This is a genomic window from Sporosarcina sp. resist, assembly GCF_014302295.1.
In the GTDB taxonomy this organism is placed as follows: Bacteria; Bacillota; Bacilli; order Bacillales_A; family Planococcaceae; genus Sporosarcina; species Sporosarcina psychrophila.
Window position 1 is genome coordinate 3,162,607 of record NZ_CP060287.1, and the last position, 23,781, is coordinate 3,186,387.

Annotated in this window: 16 protein-coding genes; 1 reads left to right on the forward strand and 15 read right to left on the reverse strand. The window is 40.7% G+C overall.

The annotated features are described in order from the left end of the window. Window positions 1-218: 218 nt before the first annotated feature. From H7992_RS15625 to H7992_RS15650, 6 genes are all read right to left on the reverse strand, one after another. Complete coding sequence (locus H7992_RS15625; protein WP_304626828.1) at window positions 219-4,682, reverse strand: S8 family peptidase; 4,464 nt, start codon at window positions 4,680-4,682, stop codon at window positions 219-221. 949 nt (window positions 4,683-5,631) lie between these two features. Continuing rightward, window positions 5,632-6,096 carry a hypothetical protein gene (locus tag H7992_RS15630; RefSeq protein WP_187045194.1) on the reverse strand — a complete coding sequence of 155 codons (465 nt, stop codon included), beginning with the start codon at window positions 6,094-6,096 and terminating at the stop codon, window positions 5,632-5,634. A 13-nt stretch (window positions 6,097-6,109) separates the two neighbouring features. Beyond that, window positions 6,110-6,535, reverse strand: a complete 426-nt coding sequence (locus tag H7992_RS15635) for a hypothetical protein (RefSeq protein WP_255428450.1) — start codon at window positions 6,533-6,535, stop codon at window positions 6,110-6,112. Between the two features lie 266 nt (window positions 6,536-6,801). Beyond that, window positions 6,802-8,232: an NAD-dependent succinate-semialdehyde dehydrogenase gene (locus H7992_RS15640; protein ID WP_187045195.1), complete on the reverse strand. Its 1,431-nt coding sequence runs from the start codon at window positions 8,230-8,232 to the stop codon at window positions 6,802-6,804. Window positions 8,233-9,328: 1,096 nt separating this feature from the next. Beyond that, window positions 9,329-9,826 (reverse strand): DinB family protein, encoded by a 498-nt coding sequence (locus H7992_RS15645; RefSeq protein ID WP_067210644.1) that lies wholly within the window; start codon window positions 9,824-9,826, stop codon window positions 9,329-9,331. A gap of 390 nt (window positions 9,827-10,216) precedes the next feature. Then, window positions 10,217-10,984 carry a formate/nitrite transporter family protein gene (locus tag H7992_RS15650; RefSeq protein ID WP_187045196.1) on the reverse strand — a complete coding sequence of 256 codons (768 nt, stop codon included), beginning with the start codon at window positions 10,982-10,984 and terminating at the stop codon, window positions 10,217-10,219. Between the two features lie 352 nt (window positions 10,985-11,336). Between H7992_RS15650 and H7992_RS15655 the strand changes: the two genes are divergently transcribed. After that, window positions 11,337-12,269 (forward strand): MBL fold metallo-hydrolase, encoded by a 933-nt coding sequence (locus H7992_RS15655; RefSeq protein ID WP_187045197.1) that lies wholly within the window; start codon window positions 11,337-11,339, stop codon window positions 12,267-12,269. Window positions 12,270-12,395: 126 nt separating this feature from the next. On the opposite strand, the gene H7992_RS15660 is transcribed toward H7992_RS15655, so the two are convergent. The 9 genes from H7992_RS15660 to H7992_RS15700 form a co-directional block, all read right to left on the reverse strand. Further along, window positions 12,396-14,069, reverse strand: coding sequence for a ribonuclease J (locus H7992_RS15660; protein ID WP_187045198.1), 1,674 nt, complete (start codon window positions 14,067-14,069; stop codon window positions 12,396-12,398). 161 nt (window positions 14,070-14,230) lie between these two features. Then, window positions 14,231-15,286 carry a calcium/proton exchanger gene (gene cax, locus H7992_RS15665; RefSeq protein ID WP_255428700.1) on the reverse strand — a complete coding sequence of 352 codons (1,056 nt, stop codon included), beginning with the start codon at window positions 15,284-15,286 and terminating at the stop codon, window positions 14,231-14,233. 351 nt (window positions 15,287-15,637) lie between these two features. Beyond that, window positions 15,638-16,072, reverse strand: coding sequence for a YugN family protein (locus H7992_RS15670; RefSeq protein WP_067210656.1), 435 nt, complete (start codon window positions 16,070-16,072; stop codon window positions 15,638-15,640). Between the two features lie 219 nt (window positions 16,073-16,291). Continuing rightward, the gene (locus H7992_RS15675; protein ID WP_187045200.1) at window positions 16,292-16,852 is read right to left on the reverse strand and encodes a DUF1697 domain-containing protein; all 561 of its coding nucleotides are present in this window, start codon (window positions 16,850-16,852) and stop codon (window positions 16,292-16,294) included. Between the two features lie 355 nt (window positions 16,853-17,207). After that, the gene (hpaB, locus tag H7992_RS15680) at window positions 17,208-18,641 is read right to left on the reverse strand and encodes a 4-hydroxyphenylacetate 3-monooxygenase, oxygenase component (RefSeq protein WP_187045201.1); all 1,434 of its coding nucleotides are present in this window, start codon (window positions 18,639-18,641) and stop codon (window positions 17,208-17,210) included. Window positions 18,642-18,769: 128 nt separating this feature from the next. Continuing rightward, window positions 18,770-20,263 (reverse strand): glycerol kinase GlpK, encoded by a 1,494-nt coding sequence (gene glpK / locus H7992_RS15685; RefSeq protein WP_067210660.1) that lies wholly within the window; start codon window positions 20,261-20,263, stop codon window positions 18,770-18,772. A gap of 54 nt (window positions 20,264-20,317) precedes the next feature. Then, window positions 20,318-21,142 (reverse strand): MIP/aquaporin family protein, encoded by an 825-nt coding sequence (locus tag H7992_RS15690; RefSeq protein WP_187045202.1) that lies wholly within the window; start codon window positions 21,140-21,142, stop codon window positions 20,318-20,320. A 157-nt stretch (window positions 21,143-21,299) separates the two neighbouring features. Continuing rightward, window positions 21,300-21,860 carry a glycerol-3-phosphate responsive antiterminator gene (locus H7992_RS15695; protein ID WP_067210665.1) on the reverse strand — a complete coding sequence of 187 codons (561 nt, stop codon included), beginning with the start codon at window positions 21,858-21,860 and terminating at the stop codon, window positions 21,300-21,302. 46 nt (window positions 21,861-21,906) lie between these two features. Next, window positions 21,907-23,553, reverse strand: a complete 1,647-nt coding sequence (locus H7992_RS15700) for a glycerol-3-phosphate dehydrogenase/oxidase (protein ID WP_187045203.1) — start codon at window positions 23,551-23,553, stop codon at window positions 21,907-21,909. Between the last annotated feature and the right edge of the window lie 228 nt (window positions 23,554-23,781).

The window sequence follows — 23,781 nt, forward strand, 5'->3', positions numbered from 1 at the left end:
TGTGCCTTTTCCATAAACAGTCGCTTACTTAATACTTGGTCGCCCACTTTAATAGAATCTGTCGGACATCCGACTTATGCATCTTCTAAATCTTCAAGAAGATGTTCAGGTACTTCTGCTGTTCCTTCATTTCTATACTTTGAATACCTTCTGGGACAATTCCCAAAAACAAAAAAACACCGGCAAAATTCTGCCGATGTCCATTTTTAATACGTAAATCAATTGCTCATGCTATTTTTCTCGATGCTTTCAATGTCTTGAATGACCTCACCATTTTCCACTTTTTCTCCATTCTCCATGTTTATAAACAACTTGCCTTCCGCCATTTTACGCGCTTCGTTTTTGAAGTTGTCAATAACTTTTGCTTCAATACGCGCTCCGTCAGCAGTGACACCAAACGGTACTGTCCAGTAACCTACATAGTGACCTGGTGATGTCTCACTAAATGGAAGTTCGGTGGCATTTGTCACTTCGTTGCCTACATTTGTCAGTGGCATGTGGATTACAAAACTAGCTTTTAGTCCTGGGGCACTGTCAAATTCTATTTTTACACTTTTGCCTGTTGTTAAGTAGACATCATTAGTTGGTGTTAAATTTTCGATTGATGGTGCATTATATTGAGCTGTAACTACCACCGTCTTCGAAGTTTGGTTATTCGCTTTATCACTTGCAACAACCGTTATTTCGTTTTCACCATTATCAAGCAAAATACGTTTGGAATAGTTTCCATTTACGACTTCCGCATTTTGGCCGTTTACTTTTACCCAATCAAGGTTAGCATCAGAAACCGTCCCTTCAACCATAACCGTTTCACGATTCGATTTATCACCGTTTTTCGGGTTATCGATTGTCAGTTCAGGGTTTTCAGTATCTAATGTCACTGTAACTGGAGCAGATTCGCCTGTCACTTTGCCATTAAGCGTGGAAACTGCCTTGAACTCATTTACTCCTTCTGCAAGCTCATTTTTGATTGTAAATTTGCCGTCTTCTCCAACCACTGCCGTACCTGCATCTTCTCCGTTGTTTTTCAGCTGGATTGTTGTCGTCGGAGATGCTGTCCCTTCGATCGTAATACTTGATTCATTTGTCGTGAAGTTCTCTGCAGGTGAAGTAATAATTGGTGCATGGACTTCATAGCTGACACGTGCACGAATCATGTAATTCCCTTCCGCCGCAGGTGCTGCTGACCACGCGCCCGATACATATTGATAACTTCTTCCCGCGTTCGTTCCAGTTTCATCTGTCGCGAGACCAGGTGAATTTGGACTTGGATCTTTCTGGATGTAAACCATGTAAAAGTCACCGCTGACAACTATGTTGTGCTCAGTTAAATCTACAACTGTCCACTCTCCGTTACGCAGAGCCTGTGCATCGATTGGTCCTGCAAGTTTCTTGCCAGGAGTTCCGTCAGCACCCGTTGCATCCCATACTTCTACTGCAAAAGCCGTCCCTCCTGGAACTGGCCATTCCGTATCCCAGAAGCGGAGTACGCCGTCTGTGACAATTCCGGATTCTTTACCTTCTGGAAGAGACATTTTCACTCCCCAGCCATTACCTGCATCGTAGAATGCACGCGCATTCTCGCCTGTGCCGTCGTCATACCCAATTTCGCCGCCTGGATATGTGTAAAATGGTTCTAGTGCGAAATCTTTTTCAGTCGTGCTGTCGCCAATTGTGATAGCCGCTTCTTGACTATGGTAGCCACGTGCAATCACCTTCAACGTGTAGTCGCCTTCATAAGCGGTGATGGAATAATTCCCATTTCCATCTGTTTCGACAGGTGTAATGTTTGCATCTTCGATTAGCAGCAATGTTGCTCCACCAATTGCTTCACCTGTTGACTGATCAGTAATTGTACCGCTTACCGTGGATTGTGTAATTTCATTTAGCGTGAAATTAACTTTCGTTGAACTGTCTGCTTCGATTGTTACGGATTGCTCTTCAGATTGGAATCCGTATGCTTCTGCTTTCGCCGTAAATGTTCCTGCTCCATGCGTCAGTGAATATTTTCCATCAGCAGGGTTCGAATAGACCGAACGCCCTGTTTCAAGCACACTGACTTGTGCACTTAAAGGAAGCAGTGTAGGGTTTGCCTTTTCGTCTTGGACTGGCGGTTGTTCTTTCTTAGGAACTACCGGGTGAATTTTTGTCGGATCGATAGGTTCTTTGAATGCATCTTTTTCTTTTTCTTTAATAATACCGAGGTCTTTACCAGATTCGGTTTTAATAGCTTCAAGATTTTTACCGCTATTTTTCTCATTGCTTCCGTTACTATCTTGTGTAGTTCCTTTTTGCATTTTGCCCGTTTTTGAAGTAGTTGTCAGTGCTACATCATCAATATACCAGCCATCTTTTACAACGCTAGCGTCGGAAAATGCATTGAAACCGATGTAAACACGTTGACCGCTATATTCCGACAAGTCAACTTCACCGTCAATCCAACCGTCCGATTGACCTTGAACCATGAGTAGTTGGGTCCATTCCACCTGATCTATGGAAATGAATACATGACCGTAATCCCATGCTCTGCCGGATGTAGATTGCTCGAAGTTATGCCATTGTTTAAATTGCAAGAAGGAATCCCCTTCTGGCAAGTCAACTGGAGGCATGACAAGTGTTGCGTTCATATTGGTTTCATATGTGCCTGTAAGATTTGTCGCATATACTTTTTCACCTGAAGAGGCGCTATTTGGGCCAGATGTTGGTACGCCCCACTCCCAGCTGTTCTTCTCGCCAAATGAAGTCCAACCAATCGGCGTTGTTTCAAAGTCTTCTGAGAAGCCGATTGTGATGCCCGGCTTCACTTGAATCGTGTATTCTTCACTTGTCACTTCATTATTCCCAAAATCATTGATTGTCCATTTGTAAGTGAATGTATTGCCTGCGATACTTTCGCCCGCAATCGTTGCTCCAAATTCACCTGACTGGTAATTACCCGACTTACGGCTAGCTTCCACCGCTTGCCACTTGTTAGCTGCGTCCTTATAGTTCAATGTGACAGACGCGATACTAATATTATCTGTCGCTTGAACCCTCAAATCTAAATCCATTCCCGCGTATGTTTCTGCAGGCGCATCATGCTTGTATGTTGGTGCTTCTTGATCGTCACCTTGTTTTGAAACTTGACCTTCCATTTTCCCAAGGCCACTAGCGATTGATGAAACAGCTTCGTAAGCATCGACAAGTCCATATCCATAGCCGTGGTTCGGAGACTGTGGATATACTGCGTCAGTCAACGGTGTCGCTGTATCAAGTAAAATCTGTTCCATTTCATCGACTGTTAAGTTGGCGTTTACTTGGCGAAGTAGCGCTGCCACGCCCGATACAGCCGGTCCTGCCATTGATGTTCCATTCCAACCGCCTTCATAACCGCTGCCTGGAACGGATGAACGAATATTCACACCCGGTGCAGAAATGTCGGGTTTAATTTCTGCATATGGAGATGGACCACGTAGAGAAAAGCTGCCTACTTTGTTATTAATGTCCGTTGCGCCAGTTGCAAAAGATTCAGGGTAATTCGATGGAGCTGCAACTGATCCGGGTCCGCCTGGATTAGATAGCGTCGTGTTTCCTGCAGAAAACTCTGGGAAAATTTCTGCTGCTCGCCAGTTTTTGACAACATCACGATACCATTCATCAAGTCCTGGTCCACCTCCCCATGAATTATTCACGACATCTGGCGCTAGATCGACGCGTACATTACCGTTGGCGTCTGTCGGCGCCAAAATCCATTGAGCTGCAGCCAGTAAATCTCTATCTGACCCACCAGCCGTAGTGAATGCTTTAACAGCGATCCACTTAGCACCTGGAGCAACACCGATTTGGTTAGATCCATTCGGTTCGCTACCGACCATTGTGCCAGTAACATGTGTTCCATGACCGACATCATCATATGGTGTAGCTTGTCCTACAGTTGCGTCAAACCAATTGAAGTCATGGTTCACATCACCTGATGCCGCATTATACCCTCGATATTGTTCTTTCAATGCGGGATGGTTCCATTGAACACCTGTATCGATGCTCGCAACAACCGTACCGGAACCGTCAATGCCCATGTCCCAAACTTGCGGTGCATTGACACGCTCAACGTTCCATTCTACATTTGCAATTTTAGATTCAGGAGCAACTGCATTTTCAGTTTTTGTTGCAAAAAGTTCGCGCGTTTCATTGGGTAGCACTTTTTCAACCTCTGCGAATGTCGCTACCTTTTGCGCGACTTCCTTCGTGGCCGTAACAGCCATACCGTTTACGATAAAGTAAGAGGTGATGTCTTTAGCGTTTCCTGCTTTAACTTGCTGTTCAAGATACTGTTTAACATTTTGTTGTGTTTCGATAGATGTTGTTTTCAGCTCGGATACGACAGCCGATCGTTGCAAAAGTTCCACTTTTTGTGCCGATAAATTTGCATTAATTGCATGTTTTTTTGCTTCACTCGCTACTTTTTCCGTATCCGTTTTTTCTTTAAATTTTATCAAAAAAGTGACGGTGTCAGCTTTTCCGAAGCTTTCCAGCAAGCGATCACTTACTTTGTCCTTTGAAATTACATTAGAGTTATTTAAAGATTCGTGGAGTTTTTGATTCGGCTCTGCGTTCGCAACTCCAGGTGTGACCAGGGAAAACACCATGAGTAACGATGCAATAATGCTGAACACTCTTATTCGACTACGCTTCTTCAAATTCATTCCTCCCTCCGATTTTTACAACGATTGAACTGCATTTTTTAAATCAATAAAAAACACCCCTTGCCCCCTTCCTAAAAGTTAGTGTAGGTATCCGACGGTGTCGCTTGTGAAAATCTAGTTGATACTACTAAACATACACGGATACTAAATCTCTTTTTGTCGAATATTGACAGAACTTTACCAATTGATAGTTTTTATCTACTCTAACCCTATTTATTCCAGTAGAAAAGTTCTATGGAAATAATTAGCACTTCAACAAATGATTGTGCTACACCCTTGGTATCATTGCGTTTTCTTGATGACTTGAATTGAAGATAGATTACCATTTTTTTGCATCATAATTAATAAATACATAGATATGACTAGGTATGATAAATTAATGCCAATTTCCAATTATACAGATAGGAATAAATAGGTATTTGTAACTTGTACACACATAAACAAAGTATGCATAAAGTACTAATACGATCATATTTCATCGATTTAATTCCTATTCTCAGTAATGTGGATGCCCAGACGTGAATTTTCATTTTAGGGGGGATTTCACCACTGAAAGGATTTGAAGTTCTGGAGAACGATAAAAAAGTAGTAATGGCGAACTATTTATTGACTATAAAAGCATAAAAAACCGGGTTCTAGAATAATCCCGGCATAAATTTTTCCGATAATAAATTTCATCTTCAATCAGAGAGGGTTTTCTCCCCCCTCACTGATTGATAGTTTATCCATTCGGGCTTTTACGGGTTCTTCATCCCCCACTTATTCTTCTCGTGTCCTTGAAGACTTGAAGTGGGGGTCTTACTGCCCGTTAATGCGAGATAAAAAAGTAGTAATGGAGAATTATTTATTGACTATAAAAGCACAAAAAAACCGGGTTCTAGAATGATCCCGGCATAACTTTTTACTCGGTTATAAAATAGTTTAAACCCATTTTATTACCTAGCACCCTTCACTTTTTCATCAACGAAAATCTCACTAACAACGTCGTGGCACAAAGCAACAACAATCCGAAGATCCCAACTGCAATACCCGTGTTTTGTAATGTTAGGGTCGATGCAGGCAAACCGCAAAGGGTCGGATCGAAAGAGATAGCACCTACCATTGTCCCCATGATTGCTGCTACTCCTCCATAAAAAAAACCGGCAAGAACCGATTGTTTCTTTGCCACCGAACTGAATTGAGTGCCTATTACAATGCCAATCCATAGGTTAACCGTACAGATAACAGTAAAATCCATCGGAAAAACCAAATATAATGTGATTGCGATGACAAAACTGGTAATCTGTCCCGCGGCTAAGGTAACTTTCAAGCCGAGACGGTCGCTGATTCCAAAACGTAACTTATAGAATAATGCATACATATAAACGCCTAACAAACTACTTAACACGAGCAAAAATAATCCAAATAAGATCATCGCATGCCTCTCCTTATGTTTTCCGAGAAGACTTTGTCGCTTTAAACAACATCATAAATGAGCACAAGACGAATAATTCAATCATAATGGCAAACGGAATACTGTATGACGCAGCAGCTCCAATCATCGGTGCCATCATTCCCGTCATAAGCCCGCTAATATATCCCGTGAGCAACGTTTGATTGTCAAAAATTCCTCCGAACAAACTTCCCACTAGCATCCCTGTCAAAGCAGCTATTACGGTAACTTCCATATAATAGACCGGGAATTCATAAATCAATAGGACGCCCGTTCCAAGAGCCAGTCCTCCGCCCGCTACCATGGCGATATTCATGCCAAGATGAAAATCAATCAACTTTCTTCGCCTGTATAAAAACTGATAAGTGACACCAGCAAGTAGAAATTGAAAAATTAACAAACTCCAGATCCATGCCGACAAACGGATTCCCTCCTCTCGATATTGTATGAAAACGGGGAGTAAAAGAATCACCAGAAAAGCATAAGGCTGGCGCCTGAAGCCTAGTCAGCCCTAAGTTGAAAAGCTTATACTTTCTTATCATTTAAAAAATGCCAAGCACCAACACAATTTAAAATTGCGTTGGTACTTGGCACCGATTTATTCTGATGAATTGTTTGTTAGTCATTTATCAACCAAAGGATATCACTTCATCGCATGATAGTGAAAACATCCCAATACGATTGTAGTTAACTAATCGCAATTGAAACATACTGCGACTCTAAGAAGGCTTCAATCCCTTCACGTCCGCCTTCACGTCCAACCCCACTTTCTTTCATCCCACCGAAGGGAGCTTGTACTGCAGAAGGTGTTCCATCATTCCAACCCACAATACCAAAGTTAAGTTGTTCGATTAAACGTGTCCCTATAGCAACGCTATCCGTAAATACATAAGCAGCCAAACCGTATGGTGTATCATTTGCTAATACGATTGCTTCTTCTATTGTTTCCACTTTCTGAATAGGAGCCACAGGTCCAAATGTTTCTTCTTTCATAATAACCATGGACGGATCCGCGTTACTAAGGACTGTAGGGGCATAGTAAGTCCCCCCATCTTTTGTAATTAGCTTGCCTCCTGTCATAAGGGAAGCGCCTTTAGACAGTGCATCCTCAACATGATGCGACACCTTCTCAAGACTTGCGCGATTTACTAATGGTCCAATATCTACATTTACATCTGTACCATTTCCTACTTTCAACTGGCTAACTGCTTCAGAAAACTTTTCTACAAACTCGTCATGAATACCTGACTGTACATAAATACGATTAGCACAAACGCATGTTTGTCCAGCATTCCTGAATGCTGACGCAATCGTACCTTTCACTGCTAGATCTACATTGGCGTCATTTAATACAATCAAAGGCGCATGACCACCGAGTTCGAGTGATAATCGTTTTACCTGATGAGCACTTTGTTCGATTAAAATTTTACCGACTTCGGTAGATCCAGTAAAGGTAACTTTTCGAATTTTTTCATTTTCCATGATTGCTTTCCCTATTTTGCTTGAAGATCCAGTCACCAAGTTAATGACACCTTTAGGGAACCCAGCTTTTTCACATAACTCTATCATTTTAATGGCTGTCAGCGGACTTTCACTTGAAGGTTTAATAACAATGGTACACCCCGCTGCTAAAGCCGGCCCCATTTTCCTCGCTAACATAGCGGCTGGGAAATTCCAAGGAGTGATAGCGGCTACAACGCCAACTGGTTTTTTCCACACTTGCAAACGTTTGCTCGTCGTATGTGTAGGCAAGATTTCACCGTAAACGCGCTTGCCTTCCTCAGCAAACCATTCTAGAAAAGCAGCGGCGCTTGTCACTTCTCCTATGGATTCATTAATTGGTTTGCCCATTTCCATCGTCATCGTTTGAGCCAAATCATCACGATGTTCTATCATCAGTTCATAGAGCCTTTTCAAATAGTTCGCACGCTCATAAGCTGTCGTTTGTGACCACGTTTGAAATGCATCATAAGCAGCGTCAATCGCCACGTGTGCTTCTTCTTCCCCACCAATTGGCACACTACCTACGATTTGACCATTAGCTGGATTGATAACATCTAATTTTTCTAGATCTCCCCCAAGCCATTCACCGTTTATATACATTAAATGATGTTTCATTTCCTATTACCTCCACTCTCTATTTATTCAACAAACCTATCTATTTCTTTACTACCCTATTTATTCCCTAAGTATACGCTTTATTTCTTGCTTCATCTCTTCATGAGACTTCGCAGTTCCACATCACTACCTACTAGCCCCATCCTAGTTTGATGATTCGTAAAAGTCAAACTAATAGTGTTTTTTTCGAATTAAGAGCAGCCCCACAGTAAAAATGCCCCTGATGGAAATAGAATCAATCCAACTAAATAGAGCCACTTACAAAGACAAGAGATTGTAAAGCAAAATCTCATCTTTATAAATGGCTACTAGCCCACATCTGTTGATTAACCAAAAGTAAACAGTGAATAACATAATTTCCTACTAGGCGCTACTTGTATAGTTGAATTTTCGAGTGCTCCGGATTGAATGACTTCTATACAGTTACCGGGATGTCTGGCTGTGTAGGGATACGACCTTGTCGCATCCCTACACAGTTTTTTCGGTAATCGTATGGTGGTCCTTCATCCATCGCGCTCTAAATGCATAAGTACTCGTAGTGCTGAAACTTTTTTTGACGAAAGAATAGGTGTCTTCTTAACTGGAAATAAGCCGCCAAAGATGCAATTTTGGCGGCTGATGCTTTCTATAAGACATCACATGAGTTTGATGCATAATCTTTACTAAAAGTAAGCAAGGAACACATTGTACAAAGTTCTAGAGTGCCCGAAATTGTATCTTCGGGCACTAACACTCTCTATAGAAAGTCATCTACTCATTTCTTTCAAAGCAACTGCATTTTCCACTTGAATAGTGTAGGAAACCGTCCAAAAATAGTGCAGTGAAAATGTAGGTCATCAAACCCGACTCACCAGTATTTTATGCAAAAAACTGGGTAATCAACAGAAGTGCTGCTACCTATTATATATGTTGTAATAAAGAATCCTACCAACAACGCTCTGCGCTAGGGGATACCTCCCACAATAAGCCAGACAGAAAATCACTCTCAGTCTTATTGCTTCAGCTACCCCAGTAGACGCCTTCGCTGAAAATTATATAGTTGTATTATAAGGTTAATCTATTACCTTATCAAAAGTCATCGTACTCAATTAGATTGTTATAATTTATAGTCCATTACAATCGTTTTCTTCAATTGTTTTAAGTGGCGTTTTTCATGCAATCCAACAAAAGGAAACCACTGAATCAGTGGCACTTGCCCAAAAATTGGGTGTTTGAATGATTTTTCACGAAGTACGTCCTTTGTACTTGATTCATATACATCTAATAAAAAGAGGCGCGAATCATATAGTGCATTTTTCATCTCTATTTTTGATTTGTACTCTTTCGTTGGTGCAGTATAGCCTGGAGCTTCCACTTTTATGAAACGAATCGTAGAAAGTGCAATTGGTTTCTTCATCGATTTCGGGCTATCAGGATTTGTTAGTTCTTTGGCTATATTTGTCGCAATGACTGTCTCCATACGTACAAGGTGTTCAAATATTTGTTTCGGAGACCATCCGCCATTTGAAGGTATTTTATTGAATTGTTCATCCGTTAACCCTTCAATTGCTTTAAATAACTCTTTTCGGATGATAGTATTTTTTCCTAAAATCATTTAAATATCTCCTTTGATAACCTCAGAAATCTTTTCCGTTATTGTTGTTTGCAAGTGGTACGTTTCACATGATAGTACAGTTAATGTGTACGCCTATTTGATAGTGTAGGAACTGATTTAGTCATCTTTTTGTTTCCCTACCTACAATAGAAGCTTTTCTCTTTTTTCGCAAGTGATTTAGTGAAAAACACTTTTGCTAAAGACATTTTTATGTCGTTTAAAATGAGGCATTATTCAATTCGTTTTTTTAGTAATTATCCAGATAAAGTTAATCTACAATCAGAGGGGGGTTCTTACAGCCCGTTAATGCGGGATAAATACTAGGACATCGACTACTCGAATACACTCAATCTTTAAAAAGTATTCCTCTCGTTATCGATGAAAAGTTCCCTAATTCTTTTCAGAATTCGCGAACCAGTATGCCGCCCCAACGAACACAGCTCCACCAATTATATTGCCAATTGTTACTGGTACTAAGTTTGCCGTCATCCCGGCCAATGAAACAGTGTCCGGGTGAGGGATCATCAACGAGAGGGAAAGCAAGGTCATATTTGCGATACTATGTTCAAACCCCGAAGTGATAAAAGCAAATAAGCACCAAAAAATCATAATCAATTTTCCTGTTTCATCCTTAAGTTTAAATGCGCACCAAACAGCCAGACAAACGAGTATATTACACAGAATTCCACGCATAAGCAACTCTACAAATGGCGTATTCATCTTGGCGCTTGCCGCTGAATTGATATAGTCCGCCGTCCCACCTATGGCCAGTCCCGAATAGACAAAAAGTGCCGCAACGAGAATAGAGCCTGCAAAGTTTCCAACATAGCTGAATGTCCAAATTTGTATGGTTTCATACCAAGTCGTTTTCTTCGTCAATATACCAATCGTCATGATCATATTATTACTTGTGAAAAGGTCTGCTCCTGCCATTAACACTAAACTTAACGCAATCCCAAATGTAACGCCCATAATAATTTTCGTTCCTGCAAAATCAGTTGGTCCTAACAAACCACCAATCGTAAAAATAAGTATGATTCCAAATCCAACGAAAACCCCAGCCATCATTGTCAATGTTAGGTATCTACTTTTACTCGTATGTAATTGATTCACTTTCGAAATGGCTGTATCACCCAACACAGCGATTGTTGCTTTCATTTTTTTCCCTCCAACTACCATTAGCATGACTTTTCGGATGCCTAGTATCTTTTTTTACCCAAGTATATATTCTATCTCTAACGACTATACTACTAATCACAGATATACGGTACTTCCGACGGAAAACGGATGATAATACAACGACCAATCCGAGATATGGGGTTGGTTTTTCGTCATTCAGACAATACACCCGTTAAACTAAACCTCCTACTAAGACAACAGTCATGGCACTGGGTAACGCCAACAGACCTTTTCGTAATTCAAGTGTATGATTGTCATGTATACTAGGCATAGTCCTAAACCCATTGTCCTATAATTAAGGGGAACTTAAAATCATTTGAGGTGTCTATCTATGAAAAAAACACGCTATGAAAATACGGATAAGAATGCATCACTTGCCACGTTTAAAGATTTACTACAGTGGCGCAAAGAAAGAAAAGGCAAACTGAAAGATTTATCATTCCAAGTGCCACTAGTAGATAAAACGGAAACAGCGTTCTTGCAATCAAACCGGACGATTCCAACAATCACTTGGATTGGCCATTCCACATTTTTAATCCAACTAAATGGACTGAATATCCTAACAGATCCAGTCTGGGCAAATCGTCTTGGCACAGATAAACGGCTGACACCACCAGGACTGCCAATTAAGGAATTACCGTCAATCGATATGGTCCTAATTTCACATAGCCATTACGATCACCTGAGCTATGGTTCTATTAAAAAACTAAAAGGTGATCCAACTTTTTTTGTGCCAATTGGACTTGGTAACTGGTTTAAAAGAAAAGGATTCAACAAAACTGTGGAATTTAACTGGTGGGATGAGCAACAAATAAGCGGATTAACGATTTCCTTTGTTCCAGCTCAGCACTGGTCAAAAAGAACGCCGACGGATACAAATCACTCACATTGGGGGGGATGGATTATCCAAAATCCAAATCAAACACTCTATTTCGTAGGAGACAGCGGCTATTTCGAAGGCTTTCACACTATCGGAGAAAAGTATGCCATTGATTATTGCTTGATGCCGATTGGCGCATATGAGCCGGAATGGTTCATGGCTGCTCAACACGTTAACCCTGAAGATGCTGTCAAAGCTTTCATCAATACACGGTCGAAAGTGATGATTCCGATGCATTACGGTGCTTATAGGTTAGCCGACGATACACCTAAAGAAGCTCTTGATAGATTACAAGCTGAATGGGAGAAAAGAAAGTTAGATGGCAAGAAGTTAACTGTTTTGAAACTTGGGGAAACTATTCAGATGGAGACTCCAACTACTTGAGCTAAAAAGAGCGAACTCCCTATACTTTCAAGGGGTTCGCTCTTTTTAATGGGCCACAACGCCGGAGACTTGGGTCAACAGGATGTTGGTTATTCAGTAGAAGTGGTTGAATTCTGCTAAATCAAGTTAAATTTCAATAATGACTGGAAGAATCATCGGCCTTCTTTTTGTCCGCGTATATAAAAGTGTTTCAACTGATTTTTTTATGTGTTGTCTGAGATTAATTCGTTGGTTTCCACTTTCGCCTCGCGAGTTGTTAATGGTCGTAATGACTAACTGATTCACTTCATTCAATAGTGCTTGTGCATCATTCCTATAGACGAATCCGCGTGAAATTGTATCCGGATCGGAAATTAGCTGTCCATCTGTTTTACTTATCGTTATAACAATAACGAGCATGCCCTCCTCCGAAAGCAATTTCCGGTCACGTAACACGATATTTCCAACATCACCAATGCCCAATCCATCTACGAAAATGTTCCCTGATTGGACTTTTCGTGTTTGGCGGGCAACGCGGTTGTTAATATCGACAACATCACCATTGTTAATAACGAAAATGTTTTCTCTTTCCACACCTACGGATTCTGCTAATAAACGATGCTGATAAAGCATTCTAAACTCACCATGAATGGGAATGAAATACTTCGGCTTCATTAAGGTTAGCATTAATTTCAATTCTTCCTGACAGGCATGTCCTGAAACATGCATACCCGTTACAGTCCCCGATCCATAGATCACCTTGGCTCCCAAAAGATATAAATTATCAATAATACGTGATACACTTTTTTCATTTCCAGGAATTGGCGATGAAGCAAAAATAACCGTATCATCAGGGTGGACTTCTACCTCACGGAAGTTTGAACTGGATAGACGTGACAGAGCCGCCATAGGTTCTCCTTGACTTCCCGTGCAAAGAATAACAACCTTCTCCGGATCCATTCCCCTAACTTCATTTTTATCAATTAACATTCCTTCAGGGATAGTCAAATACCCGAGTTCTGAAGCAACTGCTACTACATTCACCATACTTCGGCCAAGCAATGCAAGCTTGCGGTTCGTTTTTTGCGCGGCATCTACTACTTGCTGTACACGATGAACGTTAGAAGCGAAAGTAGAAATAAATACTTTCCGACGGGCTTTGCGGAATGCTTCTTCAATATGCCCTCCTACAAGTATTTCAGACGGATTAAAACCAGGACGTTCCGCATTGGTACTTTCTGATAACAATAGCAACACACCATCACTGCCGATTTTAGCCATTTTATGAATATCCGGATAGTCATTATTGACAGGCGTTAAATCGAACTTGAAATCACCAGTATGCACAACTGCCCCCTCTGGCGTATGAAATACAACGCCTAAACAATCAGGAATGCTGTGGTTTGTTTTGAAAAATGTTACTTTCACTGTTCCAAACTCCAAATCCGAATCAGAATCAATCAGAACTAACTCAGTTTGCCTAAAAAGTCCGTGTTCTTTTAACTTAAGCCCAATTAAACCCAGCGTTAATCGTGTCGCATAAATCGGCATATTTAATTGCTTTAATACGTACGGAATGCCTCCAATATGATCTTCATGTCCATGAGTGATAACTAACGCCCGAATCTTATCCTTATTTTCCTGTAAGTATGAAATATCCTGGATAATCAAATCAATTCCTAATAAACTTTCATCTGGAAACTTAGCACCACAGTCAATCACAACGATATCGTCTTCATATTGTAGGACATACATATTTTTCCCAATTTCATTAATACCACCTAATGCAAAAACTGATAATTTATTTTCAGTTTTAATCAAATTTAATAGCCTCCTACTTTTGAAATAGTACTCAAAGTATGCCCGTAAAAAATTCTTTTATGACTTAAGGTTCTTAAGAGAACATTCGAGTAGCAGTTTGGCTGATGATAAGTTCGACTGTCACTCTTTTTAGAGCTACCTCTTCCAACTATCTGCAGACATTAAAGTAAATAAAAACCGATTGCCATAATCAGATAAGCGGAGAAGAGGATTAGACCCTCGAACCAATTTGATTCACCATCACTGCACAGAGTAATGACAAGGAATGTTGCGGATACCATCGCCACTAGCTCTGGCACAGTGAAAACAAGTGCCATTGGTTCCGACATTGTTAGTGAAATGAGTACGAGGATTGGCGCAACGAACATGGCGACCTGCAACGTGGAACCTACTGCAATTTCCACAGCTACCTCCATCTTATTCTTGACCGCCATTGTGATTGCGGACACATGTTCCGCCGCATTTCCAACAATAGCAACGATAATGACACCAATGAACAATTCGGTCCAACCAAACTTTTCACCAAGCATTTCAAATGTATGAACCAACTGCTCTGATACGAAAGCAACCGTTAGCGTTGCTAAAAATAGTACAAGAATCGACTTGCGCTTTGTCCATTCCGGCGTTTCCTGCTCCTCCACTACCTTATCAGAAGAGGCGAAGACACCTCGATGAGTGACGAGTTTGAAAAACAGCCCTGCAAGATAAAGTGCGATTAGTACAACCGCGATGCCGATACTCAAGTTAAATGTCGTTTGTGTATTCATTGACATGGAGAAAATCTCAGGAATGACAAATGCCACGATGACAGCAAAAATTAGCAATCCCGAATTGTATTGCGCATCATGGAGACTGAAATTTTGACGTTTGAATTTGATGCCCCCCGCGAAGAAGGAAAGCCCGAGCACAAGCAACAGATTCCCAAGTACAGAGCCTGTGAGCGAAGCCAAGACGATGCCCACCATTCCTGCCTTCAATGTAAAAATGGAAATGATGAGTTCGACTGCGTTGCCAAATGTCGCATTCAACAACCCACCAATCCTTGGTCCACTAACGATAGCAAGGCTTTCTGTAGCCCGGCCTATGTATCCTGAAAGCCCTATGATGCTTATACAGCAAAGGATGAACATCAAGATGTCCGACCAATTTAGGAATGCACCAGCAATCACGAGTGGGACACCGGTGATAACAAGGATGGCAAATAACCGATTCAACAGAATCACCTCTTGGGATAATTGAAATCTTCTCCCTATCTTTCCCTTATGAAGATAAAACAAACTTAAAAATGTGTTCATAACTTATTTTGATGCAGCCATATCGGAATACAATGATAGTTAAAAAAACCAACCGGATTACTCTCGGTTGGTTCTTAGTTTTTCTTATGCATTTGTAAATTGTTTACCAACTAATTTCATGCACCCGACGTCAATCCCGGATTTTTTAATCCAATTTTTAACAACTAACTATTTTCTACTATCACTTCTGTTGACTTGGCTTATGACGGGAGGAATCCCCAAGCGAATTCAATGGGGGGTTTTTATTTCAACCTATATATCATGACATTTCCATTAACTTGATTTTAGGTGCTCTTGAGCATGCAAACAATCTATAAGTTCTTTTACGGCAACTTCACCTGCATGAATCCACCTATTTTTATCAACGATTTTCCCATCTGGATCAATCGGTTTTTGGAATTGGCTAAAACCAGTTGCATTTAACAATGAACTTTCATCACTATCTAGACCAACATGCACGACATGCTTAATCACATAAGGTGTTTCAAATTCTATGGAAGCATTATATTCATCAAGTTCTCCGTCCGTTACGAAAAATGGAATTCGCACATAAATAGTTTCACCGCCTTCGCGGCATAAAATATGGTCAAAACATCCTTTATGATAATCCCAGTTTCCACCTAAGTGATAACCGAGCCCTTGAATACAATCACTTACAACACCAAATGAAGCCCTTTGCCCATCAAGCTCAGTTTGTAATTTCAACATTGTTTTTCCTCCTTGTAAATTGCTCTATAAACAGCATTCACAAAAGAAGGCGGAAAAATACTACCAACATTTACAAGGACAACAAAAGAAAAAATGCAGCAAGCAGTCTCTTTATTCCCTTCCCTATCCGCATCAAATTCATAGTGCATTAGATTATTTCCAAACCGTTCGACTAGATTGCCTACGAGGCATTTCCTATAATGTCCCCATTTCAGAACGTTAATTCTCCATTTCTTTTGCTAACATTGAGAGCTTGTTGATTGTTTTCCAATTCCGCATCGTCGAAGGTACCTCTAGTCTTTGTAAATTATTCGCAAGCTTAGCGTTTCGAACACCACGCTGGAACAACAGATAGACCTCCCGCCCTTCGATCAAATACTCATCATTGTCACTTTTATAAGCACCCAATCGATCGATTCTGTCTTGTGAAGGCTTGTCCTGCAATAAAGAAACGTAAAGGCTTTCTCCTTCTGAAGTAAGTTTTGCTTCTGCTACAGCTTCCTCAGTAAACGGACAATTCTTAGTAATCCATTCTAACTCTGCAGCCGTTCTGATTACAACATTGATCGAAAATCCGAAGACCTTCTCAATCTCCCTTTGAATACACTTGATTAGGGATTGCTCACTTTCATCTGATTCGAACAAAACGTTACCACTTTGAATATAGGTCTGCACCCGGCTAAAGCCCAGCATTTCAAATAGCTGTCGTAGTTCTACCATTTTTATTTTATTATGCCCACCCACGTTAATGCCGCGTAGTAATGCAATATTAATTCTCATCCCAATATCCCGCCTTTCTATTAGTAACAACAATTCATTCAAACAAAAGGTGTCTATCTTCTCTACCCAATCTATTAGTAAATTCCACTCATTTAGCCTAATTCCTCTAGCGTGTCATTACAATACGGTTTCGATTAAGTCACGCTGCGCGTTTTTTCGCGTGTTAAAGGATATCATTACCATGAGATGGGTTATGACCGGCTTGAGTGGAGTTATGATCGCCATGAATGGCTTTATGACCGTCTTGAAGCACATTATGACCGCCACACACGAGTTTATGCTCGCCATGCCCTTTTTCTCCATAAAAAAAATTGATTGTCTCCTAAAAAAGAGCCAATCAATTTCCATTGAATATTTATCCCAATATATCATTCACTCGCTTCACATATGGTTTCTTATCATAGGAACGATATAATTCACACGAAAGTTTAATAGGATCGCCAAAGAAAAATCGTTCATATAACGTTTCGCGAGTACCAAAAGAGCTCATCGTTAAATCCCATGCTAAACGAAATATTTTGACACGATCCTCTGCATCTTTGGATTTAGCCTGCAAATATTGATCTAAATCTTTTCTAACACTTGATTGAAAAGCTTTTTCCGTTGGAATGGACATCAAGCCACTTGCACCTAAAAGCTGAATAATTTCAGTAAATCTCGGGTAAACCCGTGGAAATATATTAATCGCGATTTGCAGCGTTGTTCGATTGGGTCGCATAAATCCCCATTCATCGATTTCAGCTTCAATTTCTGATTTCATTACCAATGCCTTCATTGTTTCTAAAGCTACAATAATTTCAGAAGCCTTTTCTTGAACATGCTGATATTCACCGATATTAATGGTCTCGATGATTGACTGAACTATTCCCAATACAAATTCCGTTTTGACAATTTGTCTAGAAATAACTTGATGCAATGTAAATGGTAAGAACGAACTCAAAGCCACGAAACTGTTCGATACTTCTATGTTGTCGTAGTAAAACACGCGCTCCCATGGGACTAATACATTGTCGAAAACAACGATCGTATCCATTTCCTCATACCGCGAACTTAATGGATAGTTAAATGTGGAGTCGCCCCCAACAAATGATTCTCTGCAGACAAACTTTAGACCATGACTATTACTAGGGATAGAAAACGCAAATCCATACGCTTTATCATCAACCCCACCCGCTGAAATCACCATGATTTCATCCGTTATGCCGCCCTGTGTTGCCAGCAACCGCGCACCTTTTATAATGATTCCCGCTTCGTTTCTATCCATCACTTTGGCAGCAATCGGCTCATCTGAATCTTCAAAATAGAATTGCCCCCGGTTTACTTGTGGGTCAATAAATGTATGTGTCATGGACAAATCATTTTCACGTGCATATTCATAGAACGCAAGTATGTTTTCCGGGAAACAATTTTCTTTTCCTTCCAATAAACCCACAGACGATGCAAGAGCCATTAACACAGTATTCATATAATCTGGACTTCTTCCCATCATACCATTGTTCGATTTAGCCCACTGTTGAACCATTGCCCGCCTTTTAACTAAATCCTCTTTTGATTTCGGCTGTAAATAAGACAGACCTATTGAATCTCCAGTTGATGGCGATGGATAGGTCATGACGTCTTTACATGTCGCATCATATTGCAAATCATATAGCGCTGCCTGGCTTTCCATGACACCTTTGAATGCAGGATGTTTAGAAATATTGTCCGTTACAAGTTTACCATCTATCCATACATTCGTTTGTAGCCGATCAATTCGTTCAAGATAATCGTTTCCTGTAATCGCTGGCATAGACACACCCCTAACTAATAGTAGCGGATTGTTTTAGCATCCATCTATTTCTTTAGTTGTATACTATTATTATGTTCTTTCGGTTGTTACAAGGTCATATCTATGCCCATGCGTATTATCAGCAAATCTTACTTAAAAGCGATAGCGGCTTTGACTGCTTTTTGCCACCCAGCGTATAAGTCTTCGCGTTGTTGCTGCTCCATTTTCGGTTCGAAAGGTCGGTCTAGATTCCAATGAGCCGAGATTTCTGAGCGATCCGTCCAAAAACCAACGGCAAGACCTGCTAAGTAAGCGGCTCCTAGTGCAGTTGTTTCACTAATCAGTGGACGCTCGACAGGTACATTTAATAAGTCTGCCTGAAATTGCATAAGGAAATCGTTTTCAACTGCGCCGCCGTCTACACGTAACGTTTTTAAAGAGATTCCAGAATCTGCTTCCATTGCATCAAGTACATCCTTTGTTTGATATGCAAGTGATTCCAATGTTGCACGAATAAGATGTTCTTTCTCTGTACCACGTGTCAATCCGAAAATGGCACCTCTTACATCGCTATCCCAGTAAGGTGTTCCAAGGCCGACAAATGCTGGCACAACGTAAACGCCTTCTGTCGATTCAACGCGTTTAGCGTATTCTTCACTTTCAGATGAATTACGGAACATTCTAAGTCCATCACGCAACCACTGAATGGCAGATCCTGCAACGAAAATACTACCTTCAAGTGCATACTCTACTTTTCCGTCGATTCCCCACGCAAGGGTTGTCAATAGACCATGATCTGACTTGACTGCTTTATCCCCCGTATTCATTAACATGAAGCAACCAGTTCCATATGTGTTTTTTACCATCCCACTTTCAAAACAAGCTTGCCCGAACAATGCGGCTTGTTGATCACCGGCGATTCCAGCAATCGGAGCAGCATGACCAAAGAAGTGACTTTTTTCCGTATGCGCATAAATCTCAGAAGAGGGACGGACCTCTGGTAGCATTGACGCAGGGACGTCTAAGATAGAGAGCAATTCCTCATCCCATTTTAATTCGTGAATATTGTACATAAGTGTTCTCGAAGCATTGGAATAGTCGGTTACATGCCTTTTCCCGCCAGATAATTTCCATACAATCCATGTGTCAATTGTTCCAAATAGAAGATCTCCACGCTCCGCTTTTTCTCTTGCCCCTTGTACGTTGTCCAAAATCCATTTCACTTTTGTGCCTGAGAAATAAGCATCGATAAGTAAGCCAGTTTTATCTCGAAACAGATCATTGTAACCGCTCTCTTTCAGATCGTCGCATATTTCAGCAGTTTGACGTGATTGCCAAACAATGGCATTGTAAATTGGTTTTCCTGTATTTTTATCCCATATAACTGTTGTTTCGCGCTGATTTGTTATGCCAATGCCTTCGATTTGTTCAGCTGCAATATTCTTTTCTGACAATACACCTGCAATAACAGCTAAAACGGAGCTCCAGATTTCGTCTGCATTATGTTCGACCCATCCAGATTGAGGAAAGTATTGAGTGAATTCCTGTTGGACTGTATGTAAAATCTTACCGCTTTTATCGAATAGAATTGCCCGCGAACTTGTTGTGCCTTGGTCAAGAGCCATTATATATTTTTTAGTCATTATTTAGTCCCCCATATAGTGAGTTTTTATTACATAATGTATGAATCTTCTTAGCTATTCTGTAACACTTTGTTTTGCGTCTTGTGCCGACTCTTTTCTTAATGAATACTGTGCACCTAACAATACCGCTAACACAATACTACCAACAATCCAAAATGCAATGCTAGTAACACCTTCAAACACTTGTTGATAAAACAGCGCACCAAATGTTCCGCCCAATAACGGACCTACGACAGGTATCCATGCGTAACTCCAATCTGACTTCCCTTTCCCAGGAATCGGCAAAAAGAAATGGGCTATACGCGGGCCTAGATCACGGGCTGGGTTAATGGCATAGCCAGTTGTTCCACCCAATGAGACCCCAATGGCAACAATCAACGCACCTACAATTAGTGGATTCAGGCCTTCCGTAAACTCATTTGCACCGATTGCTAGTAAACCAAGCAGTAAAATGAACGTACCAATTATTTCACTCGTTAAATTGGAGAGTGGATGACGTATTGCCGGAATTGTAGCGAATACAGATAACTTCGCCGCTTCGTCTTCAGTTTCCTTCCAGTGAGGCAAGTAATGGAAATAAACAATGATTGCTCCACAAATCGCTCCAAGTATTTGAGCTAGCATATACATGGGGACATCAGCCCATGGGAATTCACCAATGGAAGCCATTCCGAGGGTCACCGCGGGATTCAAGTGTGCACCGCTGACACCACCAACTGCATATACCCCCATTGCAACGGCGAGTCCCCATCCAATTGTGATTACAATCCAACCAGAGTCTTGGGCTTTCGACTTCTTCATCAAAACACCACCGACGACTCCAGCACCGAAAATAATTAAAATCATTGTCCCAACTAGCTCTGCTATAAAGGGTGTCATTTTTAATCCACCTTCGTTTCTATTTTGTAGTGGTTGATTTTAGACATGAAAAAGCCCACGTTTAAACACCTACATTCCGTAGGGTTCAAACGTGGACTCCTTAGCTCAACCACTTACTATTGACTTGCTATTAGTATATTCTTATTAAAAAAGACTGTCAATCTTTGATGAATGAATCCCACAGCTCATGGTCTGATGTTGTTACTGCGACAGCACCCGCATCCAATGCATCTTGGACATGTTTTTTTGTCCGAATCAAGCCTCCATTAATAATTGGAATTCCTGTTCTATCATACACTTCGCTAATGAGTTCTGGTATTACCCCCGGCAACATTTCAATATAGTCAGGAACTGTCTGATCAATCAAGGAATAACTTTTTTCCAAAGCGATTGTATCTAAGAGAAACATGCGTTGAATAGCGATAATTCCTTTGGCTTTCGCTTTCATGATCATATTGGACCTCGTCGAAATAATGCCAGCTGGTCTAATGTCATTGCATAGAAAATCGGCAGCAAAATTATCCGTTTTCAATCCTTGAATCAAATCGGCATGGATGATTACTTTTTTCCCATATTTCTCTGCTTCTGTTTTGAGCGTTTTAAGATTGCCAACATGCACTTCTAAGAGAACAATGTATTCAAATGGGCTTTTTAGCAACTGTTCAAACTGCTTTAAGCTTCGCGCAGCGGGCAATATCTTTTGATCGTGAAAAGGCATCTTTTGCACTGCCTCCTTTCATGCTTCCTGTCTCCAATATAGCATGTTACAACACTGTTGTTGCAATTGTCAGCTCATCAGCCAGTTCTTTTTCGTATTGCTGACGCTCTGCATCTGTCCACTCGAAAATGAATGCCATTTCATCTAGCACGTCTTTTTTCCCAGCTTTAACGTTGTCAATATTGAAGAACATATCCCCAGTTCTCCGAACAAAGAAATCAGTTGGTTTGGCAACCATTTCAGATTCAATTGCATAGCGTAATTTCACATAAAGAATACGTGGAATTGCTGTGTTTGCTTCAAAGGGAATCGCAAATACTTGGTCAACATTGGTGCCATAAAGTGTTGCCAAGTGTCGGCTTTGTCGTTCCGTAAATCCAGCTAATTGTCCTTTTTCAATCGCCTGGGCCATAAAACGGTTCATATTTGATGAACCACCAATATCACCACCTGAGATTGGCAAATTCTTCGTCACACACTTATTAAAATGACGAATTTCTTCATGACTAAGCTGATCAACTATTTTATCCACCACAGTTTCCGCCATTTTACGATAGCCGGTCAATTTCCCACCTGCAATTGTAATGAGACCTTTCTCCGATTCCCAAATCTCATCTTTTCTCGATACTTCCGACGGACCTTTGCCCTCCTCATGGATGAGTGGTCTGACACCTGCCCAACTCGACTCCACGTTTTCAGCTGTCAATTTAAGACTAGGGAACATATAATGAATCGCATTTAAGATATACGAGCGATCCTCTTCAGTAATTTGCATCACTTTTGGATCTCCTTCATAGAATGTATCCGTTGTTCCCACATAAGCTTTTCCATCGCGAGGCACTGCAAAAATCATACGTTTATCGGGTGTGTCAAAATAAACTGCTTGGTGCAACGGAAAGTCTTTTTGATCGAATACAAGATGCACACCTTTTGATAAAATTAAGTGTTTTCCTTTTGTTGTAGCTTCGCCTTCGATCCCCTTCACATCATCTACCCAAGGTCCAGCCGCATTGACAACTTTTTTCGCCTTAATAACAACTTTTTTATTTGTTAATGTATCTAACACTTGCACACCGGCAATTTTTTCTTGTTTATAAATAAAGGTTTCTGCTTTTGCATAGTTTGCTAAGGTTGCGCCTTTTTCAGCGGCTGCTTTCATAACTTCAATTGTCAGGCGTGCATCATCAGTGCGGTATTCGACGTAAATGCCGCCGCCTAATAATCCTTCTTGTTTCACAAGCGGTGCTTTCTGAAGGGTTTCTTCTTTTGTTAACATCCTTCTTCTTTCAGCTTTCTTAACGCCTGCGAGAAAGTCATATACTTTCAAACCAAAAGAAGTCGAGTATTTGCCAAACGTTCCTCCTTTATGAAAAGGAAGGACCATCCATTCTGGAGTCGTGACATGTGGTCCATTTTCATAGACGATTGCCCGCTCTTTTCCAAGTTCCGCTACTTCTTTGATTTGAAATTGTTTTAAATAACGTAATCCGCCATGGACAAGTTTTGTCGAGCGGCTTGAAGTGCCAGAAGCAAAGTCTTGCATTTCGACAAGCGCTGTTTTCAACCCACGTGCCGTAGCATCTAAAGCGATTCCAGCTCCTGAAATTCCCCCTCCGATTATGAGTAAATCAAATTCCTCTGTTGCTAATTTGTCTAATGTCTCTTCCCGTTCTAATGATGAAAAGTTTGTCATTTATCTCGTCTCCTTCTAAATTATGGTATTTTATAAGTGAAAAAGAGACCTCAAGAAATAAGTTGCGATACGCAACCATTCCCTGAGGTCTCTCATTAGCTCAAACCCAATATATTAACTTACATCTAGTTTATCATATATCCAATGAATTACATAATAGTTTGTTTCATCGGTAGATACAATCATCACCCCCTTGTTCATGTGTATACAATGATTTTTATTTTCAGG

Excerpts from the sequence above, each read along its gene's own strand:
- hpaB (WP_187045201.1), bottom strand. The coding sequence starts at position 18,641 with ATGCCAGCGATTACAGGAAACGATTATCTTGAACGAATTGATCGGCTA.
- H7992_RS15695 (WP_067210665.1), bottom strand. The coding sequence starts at position 21,860 with ATGCCTTTTCACGATCAAAAGATATTGCCCGCTGCGCGAAGCTTAAAG.
- H7992_RS15670 (WP_067210656.1), bottom strand. The coding sequence starts at position 16,072 with ATGTTGAAATTACAAACTGAGCTTGATGGGCAAAGGGCTTCATTTGGT.
- H7992_RS15690 (WP_187045202.1), bottom strand. The coding sequence starts at position 21,142 with ATGACACCCTTTATAGCAGAGCTAGTTGGGACAATGATTTTAATTATT.
- H7992_RS15640 (WP_187045195.1), bottom strand. The coding sequence starts at position 8,232 with ATGAAACATCATTTAATGTATATAAACGGTGAATGGCTTGGGGGAGAT.
- H7992_RS15630 (WP_187045194.1), bottom strand. The coding sequence starts at position 6,096 with ATGATCTTATTTGGATTATTTTTGCTCGTGTTAAGTAGTTTGTTAGGC.
- glpK (WP_067210660.1), bottom strand. The coding sequence starts at position 20,263 with ATGACTAAAAAATATATAATGGCTCTTGACCAAGGCACAACAAGTTCG.
- H7992_RS15645 (WP_067210644.1), bottom strand. The coding sequence starts at position 9,826 with ATGATTTTAGGAAAAAATACTATCATCCGAAAAGAGTTATTTAAAGCA.
- H7992_RS15625 (WP_304626828.1), bottom strand. The coding sequence starts at position 4,682 with ATGAATTTGAAGAAGCGTAGTCGAATAAGAGTGTTCAGCATTATTGCA.
- H7992_RS15700 (WP_187045203.1), bottom strand. The coding sequence starts at position 23,553 with ATGACAAACTTTTCATCATTAGAACGGGAAGAGACATTAGACAAATTA.
- H7992_RS15675 (WP_187045200.1), bottom strand. The coding sequence starts at position 16,852 with ATGAGAATTAATATTGCATTACTACGCGGCATTAACGTGGGTGGGCAT.
- H7992_RS15655 (WP_187045197.1), top strand. The coding sequence starts at position 11,337 with ATGAAAAAAACACGCTATGAAAATACGGATAAGAATGCATCACTTGCC.
- H7992_RS15650 (WP_187045196.1), bottom strand. The coding sequence starts at position 10,984 with ATGAAAGCAACAATCGCTGTGTTGGGTGATACAGCCATTTCGAAAGTG.